This window comes from Tenacibaculum sp. MEBiC06402 (assembly GCF_049239625.1).
Classification (GTDB): Bacteria; Bacteroidota; Bacteroidia; order Flavobacteriales; family Flavobacteriaceae; genus Polaribacter.
Map to the genome: position 1 here is coordinate 26,023 of NZ_JBMKKT010000097.1, position 12,262 is coordinate 38,284.

Sequence of the window (12,262 nt, forward strand, 5' to 3'; positions counted from 1 at the left end):
CTCTTTTGTTAAATACTTTCTATTTGTCGATGTTATTTTAAGTAACTTACTGACTCTTTGTGGTTTTTGAAAACATTTTGTCCTTGCGTTAGGCCTAAATCGATTGCTGAACGGTAATGTATACCTCCGTAAAGTCTACTTATTGCTGCCTCTTTGGCAGCGTTTCTAAATGAAGAAAATTTTCTTGCAGGAAGGCCATATGGGAGTTCCGTAGTGTCGTTAAACTCAAAATTATCACCAAAAATATCGGTTAATGTTTCGGATGCGGCTCCTGAAACAACAGAATGTCCACTTGTATATTCTGGAAATGGAGGAGTTTGAAGCACCGGTTCCCATGAATCATCCAGATTATTGTTAATGAGTGTTTCAGGTCTAACCAGATTACTACGGTATTTTTCGTCCCAACAGCTTATAAATGCGTCAGCAATTGAGATAGAAGTTTTGGTGTATGCATAAACTGTTTCCTGAAAGTTTGATTTATTCTGTTTACATGCTATCTTACATATCCCAATCCAGTGAGCACCTGGAGTTATCTTTTTTGAGGCAAACATGAAATGTCCGCGAGTTACAGAAACATATGGATTGCAATCCCAAAATCTCGCTATTGCAATTTCTTCTGAAGTATCACCTTTTTCATTAATGTCCTTAACAACGTTATATACTTCCAAAAGCTCCTTGAAGAACTCTGTATTCTTCTCTAGAGAAAATTTTGGGTGAGTCTTAGGTTTAAATTGAGAGGCAGAATCTAAAGCGAACGTTCTAATTTTATTCCAATGAGGTTCGATGGCATCCATATAAGATGGAGGAGTAGGCTTCCATTGGGAAGGATCATCAGATAAAACATTGTGTTCTGGCATTGTTCTGGTTTGGGCGTAATTGTCTTTATTCATCCATGCGATGACTTGTGATGAATAATGAATTCCATGATTCTTAGCTTTACCGAAACTCTGATTATTCTCTTCTTCCCATAGATTGTATAAGCTGTCTCTGTATGAGGTTAGTTTTTCTTTTGAAAAAATTAATTCTTTCGCAACGTCCATGTAAGCGATAAGAGAAGCCATTTTCCTATTTATATCACTATCTTGATTGTGCTTTTTTAATTTTAAGCCATTCAGTTGATTTGATAAACTTTGGTAAGTAGAATCATTTTCATTTAATGCCTCATAAGCCGCTATATTAGGGTATACATATATTCTACTCGCTACAGGAGGAGAAAATACGTCATGAATCATTATTTGTGTTAAATGATCAACAACAGCGTGATATTGTTCTGGTGATATTTCAATTTCTTTTTCTTTTTTACAAGAAGCTAAAAATAAAATTGAAATTAATAATGAGATGTATTTATAAAAATGCTTTCTAGTTTTCATTTATGTAATACGTTTTTACGGTATCGTTATTTGGTACTATTAATAGGACTTTTCTATCTTTCAAAGAAATAATCTTTGTGTTGCGAATCTCCTTTTCGAAGGGTTCTATTCCAAAATTACTCGTCAGTGAGTATTCGTTTCTATCATATAATAATAGTCCTTTAATACTCTCGTACCCTCCATGATACGTGTTTACCGACTTGTTATTTCCAAAAGCTAAAATATTCTCTTTTGAATTTAAATTTATTTTACAAAAGGTATTGATAGGAGCCAGCTGGAATGCTTTAGGTAAATCAATAAAATTAATAAACACCCCATTATTATTCTCAATGTATCCTGAGTTTAAATTGTTAACGTAGTACTTTTTAGCTTTGTTTATTTCTTCTTGTGTAAGAACTTCCTCAATAGTTTTGGTAGCATAGTCCTTGTACTTTACAAATCTTTTCTTGATAATATTCATTTGAGAAGCCAATTCATCTTTTGAGTATATAGGATAGTATTTACCATCTAAATTATATGCTAATACAGTTTCGTTTTTTCCGTTACTATCGAAATCAGAATAATACATATGCAAAGGAGCGTCTTTAGTAGCTCTGAATTTTGTATTCGTTCCCCAGTTTCCTAAAAGAATATCTTCATCTCCATCTTTATCTATATCATGAGTTGTAACGGTTTGCCATAGCCCCATGAGATTTGGGAACTCATTCGATAAAGTCAATGTGCCTTTCTGGTTAATGTAAATTTTAGGATAATCCCATTCTGTAGTAACGATTAAATCTTTTACATTATCGTTGTTCAGATCTGTCCAAATAGCATCTGTTACATGAGATTTTAAGTTGAATTTTTTGTCTATTTCGAAATTACCTTTCCCATCATTCACTAAAATGTATGAATCAATCGATTGTCCGAAATCATTAGGATTAGATCGATTCCCTACAAACAAGTCAATGTCGCCATCACTGTCATAGTCATAAGGTTTAACACATGAGGCTATATTTTTATTTGCTGGTATAGAGTTTGACGATTCAAAATTTCCATTATTGTTGATATATAAACGGTCTAATTCGTATTTCCAATTTCTTCTTTGGTTTATTCCAGACCCTACATACAAATCTAAATCGCCATCATTGTCGGCATCAAAGAAAGATGCTGTAGTGTCTTCATAGAAAGCATCATTAGTAAAAGTAGAAATTGTTTTTTCCGATAATTTTTTACCATCATTTAAAAACAACTTAGCAGGACTTCCACATCCATTTCCTATATAAATATCTTCAAAACCGTTGTTGTCAATATCTCCAACAGCGATTGCTGGACCAGATGTTGAAACTTTATAAGGAATTAATCTTTCCACATAAAAGTCGTTATATTGATCTTCTTTGTGATTGAAGTTGATTATTGAGGATTTGGTAAATAACTTTTTACTTTTAGTAGATTCAGGAAACCATTTTTGAGAATCTGGTTCGCTATATTTTATTTTGATAAGTTTATTTAATTCGGTATTAACTATTTTTTGCATTCTATTATTAGGCCAAATCACCTTTATAGAATCAATTTTTTTGATAGTGTCAAGCCCGAAATGTAACGAATTACTGACTGAAGAGATGAAACCTCTTGAGTTGTATAATTGTTTTAGCTGTTGCTTACCTTTCGAATAAACAATGGCTTTTGTTCCTATTCCATTTTTATTTCCTTCTGAATATTCAAAATTTAATTTAATATAATTTTTATTCTGAGTTGTGTTTTCATAAATGAAAGAAAAATCATTCATGTTGTTAGTGATTAAATCCAAATCACCATCTAAATCTAAATCGGCATAAGTAGCACCGTTAGATATAGTCGGGTAATCTTCAATCCAATTGTTATTTTGGTTTTCGAATTTTTCAGAATTACCTTTAAAAATTTGATTAGGTATAATTCCTTTTGGCATTTCTGATAAGGAATTCAATAACCATTCATCTTTAGATTTTGTTTTATCTCTGTATTTATATGTGCTAGCGACGTACATTCTAAAATCCAAGTTATTTGGTCGACGTAATATTCCATTTGCCACAAATAAGTCTTGATGTCCATCATTGTTGAAATCGGCTAATAATGGACTCCAACTCCAATCCGTATCGGCAACACCATTAAAGAGGGCCTCTTCATAAAAGAATTCTCCCGAATTGTTCATTTGAAGCATATTCCTTGCATATTGATCTTTGTATCCAAGTTTTTGTAATTGCATTTGTACGTTTAGCATGGTGTCATCACCTTCAGACTCTTTAACAGCACGTTCATCTTTAGGTAACATATCTAATGTTATTAAATCTTGGAAACCATCACCATTGATGTCAGCGGCATCGCTTCCCATAGAAAACCTACTAATCATTGAGAATTTATCAGATAGCGATTCAGTAAAAGTCCCATCTTGATTGTTAATGTAATAATAGTCGTCTTCATGAAAGTCGTTACAAACGTAAATATCATCCCAACCATCATTGTTAAAATCAGCGATAGAAGCACTTAAACCATAGCCATTTGCACCTCCAAATATTTTGGCTTTTTCGCTGTAATCTGTGAATTTGTTGTTTGTGTTTTGTAAAAGAGCATCACCCGTTAAACCTGTTCTTTTTTCTCTAAGCATAGCTGGACCATGTGATGTCTTGGTGTGGACTGCATGATTTACAATGTAAACATCTAAATCATCGTCTTTGTCATAATCGAAGAAGTAGGCTTGTGTTGAATATCCTTTATAATCTAAATTATATTCCTCTGATTTTTCTGTGAATGTATTATCACCGTTGTTGATATAAAGCTCGTTATGTCCTTTGAAGTCTAAAAGACCTGAAACTGCACAAATATATATGTCTAGTAATCCGTCATTGTTGATGTCAACGATTGTTGCTCCTGTTTGCCAGTCAGCTTTTCCTTTTACTCCTGCCTTTTCAGTAATGTCTTCAAAGGTCAAGTTACCTTTGTTTAAGTATAATTTGTTTTTATTTCTATTTGAAACAAAATATAAGTCAGGCAGCCCGTCGTTGTTAAAGTCACCAACACTAACACCACCTCCATTGTAATAATAAATGTAGTTTATAATGTTGTGGTCAACATCATCTTTAATCTCATTTTTAAAGGATAGGTTAGTGGACTCTGGACTAAGTTTTTTAAATAAATAGTTTGTTTTGGTTGTTTGTTTGTTTTTCGGGGTATTGTTCTTCTTGCAGCTACTTAATATAAGGGAAAGTAGTATAACTACCATTAAAAGCTTCGTTCTCATAAATCACAAGAATGATTTAAAATTATTATAAGGAAAAGGGGTTGTTATACACAACCCCTTTATTGATTAATTCATCATTTAGTTTTGGGCTCCAGGAGAGTTAAAATCGCTCTCAAAAGCTGGAACAGGCCAGTATTCTAAATAGTTATAGTTAATTGTTGCGTTAGTGTTTAATACACCAGCAGCATCCATTACGTGTGCACCAGTTCTTGAGGCACCAGCAACACCGTATCTTCTTGCGTCATAAAAAGCAAGACCTCTAAAGATTAATCCTAATCTTCTTTCTTTACGTACTTCTTCCCAAGCATCAGCTTGTGATAAACTAGTTCCTACAGTAGCTGCTAGTCCAGAACTTTGTAAAGTTCTAACAGCATCTAAATGTGCTAAACCACCTTCAACATCTGAAGTTCTAATTTTAGCTTCAGCTAATAAAAGTTCGTTTTCTTCATGAGATGCACCGTAGTATAACTTGATTGCTCCAGCTGTTCCTGATGCAATTGGAGAAGGATCTTTCCAGAAATAGTTACATCCGTATTGAATCCCTCTTCCTCTTGGGTTAGGGAATACGAAAGGATCAAAGTAAGCATCTAAACGATCATCTCCTGAGTTAATATCTTGAATTAAACGTGGACTAGGGAAATACCAGAATCCTGATACAACACCTGGTAACCATCCATTGTCTAATACCGTAGCTTCAGATGTCATAGCAAAAGCTTCATTGTTGTTGCTTACACCATTGCTACACCAAGTAATAACGTTATTCCAATCAGCTGAAGTCATATCCGAAACTTTCTTGCTATATACAAGGTTACGAGCTCTTAAACTGTTGATGTTTTTAACTAATCCAGCCATATCAACTTTAGTACTAGCGATTGTAATTTGAGCTCCCATGAAAATCTCATTGAATGCAGCAGCATCAGATACACCATTAATTAAAGTTGTTAAATCATCTAATAAACTGTTAGATTCTGCAATTAAAGCATCACTGTTAACAAATGCGTCATTTGTAGCACCTGGAGTGTCTACAACAACACCTTGCTCATACATTAATCCAATTCTGTGATAAGAATAAGCTTTCCACCATAAAGCCCAAGCTCTGTAAGCATCTTTTTGAGAATCGCTTGCTCCTTGAACATTGTCAACGTTAGCTAAAATAACATTTGCATGATTGTTCACGGCATAGTAATCAGCCCATTCATATTGAGTTGGGTTATCAGAACCTGCAGCTCTTGTGTTTCTTATTGCAATTTCTCCTGGTTGAGGTCCACCTTGTGGAGGAATAACTGTACTACCATCATCCATTATAATAGACTCAGTTTGGTTTACCCAACGACCTCCAAAGTTACCCCAAGGCATCGTTAAGTTATCTCCCATTGTTTCGTGGTATCCTGCTACAAACCAGAAGTTAACACTTCGGTTAGGATCAGTTGTGTGAACATACATACCTTTAGCATATCCAGACATTCCAGTTGGAGTGCTTAAGGCTGCTAATGTAGGCTCGTTTAGGTTTATAGGTTCAATGTCAGTATCTAAAAGGTTGTCTTGACATGATACTAATACTAATAAACCTAAAACGAATATCGATAATAATCTAAATTTTTTCATCTTAATATTTGTTTTTATTTTAGAAAGAAATATTTATACCTAAGTTGATACTTTTAGTGTTAGGCATAGTAAATTCGTCAAAACCTCTTTGGAATGTGTTACCAAAAGTTCTAGAAGCTTCTGGGTCTAAACCAGTATAATCAGTAAATGTTAATAAGTTTCTTCCTGAAATTCTTACATCTAAAGCATCAATAAAGTCAGACTTAATAAATTTCTTCAATTTAAAGTTAACAGCAACAGTTCTTAATCTTAAGAAAGAAGCATCTTCTAAGAAGTGAGATAAAGGAACGTTAGTGTTGTATAAAGAAGTATAGTACTGAACGAATGCTCCAGTTTGATCAGTTCCTGAAGGATCTTCAATTGTTACAGGTACAGCAGTGTCTGCATGTAAACCATTGTTATATAACCATTGCTTAGCGTTGTTATATACATCTAATCCTTGGAACCAGTCTAATTGTAATGATAAGTTAACGAAGTCACTGATTTGGAAATCATTGATGAAAGTCATTACAAAATCAGGTTGAGAACTACCTAAAGTTCTTTTGTCTGGAGTGATAACTACGTTACCAGTGTTCTTGTTAACGATATAACCACTACTTGCTTTTGTAAAGTTTCCTTGATCTGCAGTTGGTATAATTAAGTTACCATCTAAATCAGTTTCGTTTAAGTCTTCAACAACTTTGAATAAAGAGAAAGTACCAACTTCTTGACCTTCTTCTAATACGAAGTTATCACTAACTACTAATGGCTGACCACTCGAAATTCTGTCTAAAACAGCTTGCGATTTAGTGAAACGAACACCAAAGTTCCAACCGAAATCTTGCGAAGTATATACTTGAGTATCAGCAGAGAATTCGATACCATTACTTGATAAGTCATAGTTGTTAGATTGGATACCACCAGCACCAGTAGATGGAGCTAATTCACCTCTAAAGATAGCACCTGTAGTTTCTCTTGTAAAGTAGTTAATGAAACCGTTTACACTTGAGAACCAAGCTCCTTCACTAGGAGTAAATCCATAGTCTAAACCAACTTCTAACTCTCGAGTTTTTTCCACCTCTAAAGATTCATTTGATAAAGTAGCTGGGAAAGCCGAACCTACATCAGCACCTAAAGTACTACTAGATAATGTGATTAAGTTGTTTCCAAAAGGAGGTTGGATACCAGCCTCTCCATATGCAGCTCTAATCTTTAATAAGTTTACAGCGTCATTTTCGAAAGTTTCACCAATATTGAAATAAGCATCAGCTCTTGGGAAAGTAAAGTCTAAACCAGAACCGAATCTGTTAGAGAAATCTTGTCTGAAACCAGCAGAGAATCCGAATAAACTACCGAAATCAAACTTTTGGTTTACTAAATAACCGTAAGTTCTAAACTGAGAGTTAAAGAATGGGTTTAATACTTTAGTTGAAGATTGGTTAATATTAAACTCACCAAAAGCTCCAAATGGGTTATCAGTACCACTTACACTATTTGAAGTAAGCTCTTGATCTCTCCAGTCAAAGTTAACAGTTGTTGTAGATACAATATTAGTATCCCATCCAAATTGCTCTTTAAAGTCAAGAATTAAGTTGGCAGAAGCTAAGAAGTTCTGGAAGTATTCTTGATTTGTAATAAAGTTGATTCTACCAGTTTTGTTATTTGTAATAACTCTTTCTTGCTGGTGATCACTTTTATTTTCTTGGAAGAAAGTAAAGTTTTGAGTATACGTATCGTAACCATACTTAATATCAAAGCTCAAATAATCAGTTGGCTTATAGTTTAAGTTAAAGTTAGAAATGTAACGAGTTACCTCATCTAATCTTGTTTGATATCTTCTGAAGAAGAAAGGGTTAGTTGAGTTTGGATCTGTTAAATCTGGTTGAACAACAAAATCTCCGTCACTGTTTCTCACGTTTAATAAATCTACGTGAGGTAAGTTTTGGAATACGTTATTAATTAAGTTGTTTGCGTTTGCATTATCTGTATTTGTACCAGTGTCGTTTGCACTATTGATAACGTCAAAACGACCAGTTACTTTTAAATTATCAGCTAAATCAACACCTAAGTTGAAACGAGCATCGTACTTTACATATTTTCCTGGTACAAGAACAGACTCTTGCTCAGTTCTGTTAGCAGCTAATAAATAGTTGGTTTTTTCAGTACCTCCAACTAAATTAACTCCTAAAGTTTGGTTAATAGCAGTGTTAAATAATACATCTGTAGCATCATAAGTTTGTTCTGCGAAAGGTGTATCGTTAATACCTGCAGCACCTAATTGAGTAGCTCCAACAGTTACTGGGTTGATAGCAACAGCTCCGTACTGAGCCTCATTGTTTAAGTCAGTAACTCTTACACCATTTAAGTCAGTTAAGAATCCTTGAGCATCTGTTTGGTAACGGTGAAATTTAGATCTTTTTAAGTCATCACCAGTAATAGCGTTTACTACACCTAAATCCGTTCTTACAGTAACTTTCATCTTACCAGCTTTACCTTTCTTAGTAATGATGTTGATTACCCCATTCGCTCCCTGAGCACCATAGATTGTACCCGCAGCAGCACCTGAAATTGTTTCAACTCTTTCGATAGTACTAAAATCGATATCAGCTAAACGTGAACTCTGGTTAGAAGCACCACCCACACTTGAGCTAGTTGTTAAGATTTGAACACCATCAATTAAAATCATTGGTTGAGAACTGTTAAGAGAGTTAATTGCTCTTAATACAATGTTTTGTTGCTGACCAGGCTGACCAGTTGTAGATTGTACTACAGTACCTGCAATCTTACCTTGTAATGCTTGATCGATAGATTGAGTACCTGGGGATTCTAATTTTTGAGAAGAAATAGAGTTTACAGAAACCCCTAATTTTTTCTTAGATGTACCAGTTGCTACCCCTGTAACAACAACTTCTTCTAATACGTTGCTATCTTCTCCCATAACAACATTGATCGAACTAGAACTTCCAACAGTTTTTTCAACTGTTTTCATTCCTACAAATCTAAAAACTAATACGTCTCCTGCTTTAGCTTTGATAGAGTATTTACCATCAAAATCAGTTTCTGTACCAGAAGCAGAACCTTTTTTCTGCACACTAACTCCAGGTAGTGGTCCCGATTGATCTGAAACAATACCTGAAATTGTTTTTTCTTGCGCAAATGATATTTGCACAATAAACGCAAAGAATAGCGCCAAAATTCCATTAAATTTTGTTATCATTTTGTATTTATTTGAATTAATGTTCGCTAAAGTCTTAAAATAAACTTAAAAAAACAATAAAAAAGGTTAATAAAATGTGAAGTGAGTATAGAAATTGTTAAAATGTGTTAGTTGTTTTAGAAATAATTCTTAAAACTTAATGATAAGTTGAATCCTTTGTTATTGTTGGGTGTGTTGTTTAAATTTCCACTAAAAATTAGGTCTATTTTAGATTTTTTTATAATAAAAGAATATCCTAAACCTAGACTAACAAGTTTTTCTAGTGTTTCGTTAATGGATTCTGTAAAACCAAAATCAGAAATACTATATATATAAGAGTCTGAATTTGTTTGAATTCGGTACTCTAAGTTGAAAATTGAATATTTAGAAGTGAAGATGCTTTGCGGATTGAAACCTCTTATTGAGTTAGTTCCTCCGATCCTATATAATTCATTAATTAAATAATTATTTGAAAATAGTAATTCAGATTTGTTTCTGATAAAAATTGAATTTCTTTGATTGATATCAAACAAGTAGGATGCCTCAAAGTTAACTCGATGTTGGTTATTCTTAATACTAGTGATTGTCCTTTTTCCAATTTGGTATGATCCTAGAACAGAATATTTAATTCTGTAAATAGAGTGTAGTTTAGGTTTCTTGAAGCTTAAATTAATTCCGAAAAATGAATTATCATAATTATCAATATTACTGATGATGTTTTCAAGATTGTTTGTAGACGCTTCAGTTTCATAAGTAATTCCTATTTCGGTTCTGGGTGAAAGATTGTACAAGAAGCTAGTTTTAAATTTTGAGCTTAAAAAAGTGCTGTCTTGTTTGTGGATTTCAAAAGAACTTAAATTAGAGATAGGAGAATTGAATATATACGGAATTCTAGTAGATAGGTTGATGTTTTGGCTTTCATTACCATTGGCGTTCCATGAAAACTTTAATTCTTCACCAGTGTTTAAAAGATTAATTAATTCTAGGTTTAGATTACCGGTAATCAACAGGTTTTCATTAGAGGGGTTTGTTGAGAAATTTAGGAGACCATCGAAATTATTTCTTTGAGTTTTATCAATGTAGAAATAAACTAAGGTAGAGTCTTTTTTAAATAGTCCTTCTGGTGGTTTTGTAGTTTTAGCAAAATTTAAATTATTAATGTCTTCTGAAGAAAGGTTTATTTTGTTTCTGTTAAAAACGTCACCTTTTTTGATTTTTACATAGTGATTTAAAAAGCTCTTTGGGAAATCGTTGTACCCTTTAATAATTATCTCGTCTACTGTTCTCACTTGAGATTCTTGAATAAGAATATTTGCGCGGATTTTATTTTTATTTAACTGGATGTCTGATAACGTCACGCTAGAGAATGCTTTTCCTTCTTTAATAAAATGATCGTTGATTTTAGAAACAATATTCTTAAAGTTGGTGAAGTTTGTTTTGATTATGTTGTGGTTTAAAAGAGGTATCTCTTTTTTTAAGTAGTTGTATTTTTTAGGAAGTTTTAAATGTAAAGAGTCGATTCTTGATCTTAAGGTGATATAATAGGTAATAGAATCTCTACTCGGAGTTTTAACAACTGAATCTATGGAATTGTATATGTAGCCTTCAAGTTGAAGTTTTTCTCTTAATTCTTTATTGGAGAATTCTGTGTCTTTATCAAGTTTATAATTTTTGAGAAATGAGTTTTCGGTTGAGTCTATCGATTTTAATTGAATTTCTTTTTTCTGGCTGAAAAGACTTTTTCCAGAGAGAAGAAACAGGATGATAAATATTAAGAAGTTTTTTTTCAAAGTAATTATAAAAGAGCTAAAGTACATTAAAATCAATAATTTCGGACGGAATTTAAATCTTGTTTTAAAAATAACTTACTGATATTTGAATAATTAGAAATTAATCGTACATTTGCACACTCTTAAAAATAGAGATTATTAATAAGTACAAACGAAAACAAGTAATTAATTAGTATGCCAACTATTCAACAATTAGTTCGTAAAGGAAGAACCAAAATAACTAAGAAGAGTAAATCGGCTGCTTTAACGGCATGTCCTCAAAGACGTGGAGTTTGTACGCGTGTATACACTACAACGCCAAAGAAACCTAACTCAGCTATGCGTAAAGTAGCTCGTGTTAGATTAACAAATGGTAATGAGATTAACGCGTATATTCCAGGTGAAGGTCACAACCTACAAGAGCACTCGATAGTATTAGTTAGAGGTGGAAGGGTAAAAGATTTACCAGGTGTAAAATACCACATCGTACGTGGTGCATTAGATACTGCAGGTGTTGAGGGAAGAACTCAACGTAGATCTAAATACGGTGCAAAACGCCCTAAAGACAAAAAGTAAGATTAATCAGTAACTTTTTTAATGTAAAGACATGAGAAAAAGAAGAGCGAAAAAAAGAGTTTTGTTACCGGATCCAAGATTTAACGATCAATTAGTAACACGTTTTGTAAACAACTTAATGTGGGACGGTAAGAAATCTGTAGCGTTCAAAGTATTTTACGATGCAATGGATATCGTAAATGAAAAGAAAACTGACGAAGAAAAGTCAGCTTTAGAAATTTGGAAAGATGGTTTATCGAATGTAATGCCACACGTAGAGGTTCGTTCTCGTCGTGTTGGTGGAGCAACATTCCAAATACCAATGCAAATACGTCCGGATCGTAAAGTTTCAATGGCGATTAAATGGATGATTAGTTATGCTCGTAAGCGTAATGAAAAAACAATGGCTCAGCGTTTAGCAGCTGAGGTTTTAGCGGCAGCTAAAGAAGAAGGAGCGGCAGTTAAGAAAAGAGTTGATACTCACAAAATGGCTGAAGCAAATAAAGCATTCTCACACTTTAGATTTTAATAG

General features: G+C 33.3%; 7 protein-coding genes. 2 read left to right on the plus strand and 5 right to left on the minus strand.

The window, feature by feature from the left end; translation table 11 throughout:
* Positions 1-32: 32 nt before the first annotated feature.
* The 5 genes from ACOSP6_RS09795 to ACOSP6_RS09815 all read right to left on the minus strand — a co-directional run bounded on the left by ACOSP6_RS09795 (position 33) and on the right by ACOSP6_RS09815 (position 11,196).
* A complete protein-coding gene (locus ACOSP6_RS09795; RefSeq protein ID WP_422092848.1) occupies positions 33-1,370 on the minus strand; it encodes a vanadium-dependent haloperoxidase in 1,338 nt (445 codons plus the stop codon).
* Positions 1,360-4,626, minus strand: coding sequence for a VCBS repeat-containing protein (locus ACOSP6_RS09800; RefSeq protein WP_422092847.1), 3,267 nt, complete (start codon positions 4,624-4,626; stop codon positions 1,360-1,362). The genes ACOSP6_RS09795 and ACOSP6_RS09800 overlap by 11 nt, the downstream gene beginning before the upstream one ends.
* 78 nt (positions 4,627-4,704) lie before the next feature.
* Complete coding sequence (locus tag ACOSP6_RS09805) at positions 4,705-6,231, minus strand: hypothetical protein (protein WP_422092846.1); 1,527 nt, start codon at positions 6,229-6,231, stop codon at positions 4,705-4,707.
* Between the two features lie 19 nt (positions 6,232-6,250).
* Positions 6,251-9,427: a SusC/RagA family TonB-linked outer membrane protein gene (locus ACOSP6_RS09810; RefSeq protein ID WP_422092845.1), complete on the minus strand. Its 3,177-nt coding sequence runs from the start codon at positions 9,425-9,427 to the stop codon at positions 6,251-6,253.
* 116 nt (positions 9,428-9,543) lie between these two features.
* The gene (locus ACOSP6_RS09815; RefSeq protein WP_422092844.1) at positions 9,544-11,196 is read right to left on the minus strand and encodes a POTRA domain-containing protein; all 1,653 of its coding nucleotides are present in this window, start codon (positions 11,194-11,196) and stop codon (positions 9,544-9,546) included.
* A 174-nt stretch (positions 11,197-11,370) separates the two neighbouring features.
* Here ACOSP6_RS09815 and rpsL point away from each other — a divergent pair, with 174 nt between their 5' ends.
* Positions 11,371-11,751: a 30S ribosomal protein S12 gene (gene rpsL, locus ACOSP6_RS09820; RefSeq protein WP_075342596.1), complete on the plus strand. Its 381-nt coding sequence runs from the start codon at positions 11,371-11,373 to the stop codon at positions 11,749-11,751.
* 31 nt (positions 11,752-11,782) lie between these two features.
* Positions 11,783-12,259, plus strand: a complete 477-nt coding sequence (gene rpsG, locus ACOSP6_RS09825; RefSeq protein ID WP_100925426.1) for a 30S ribosomal protein S7 — start codon at positions 11,783-11,785, stop codon at positions 12,257-12,259.
* Positions 12,260-12,262: the final 3 nt, after the last annotated feature.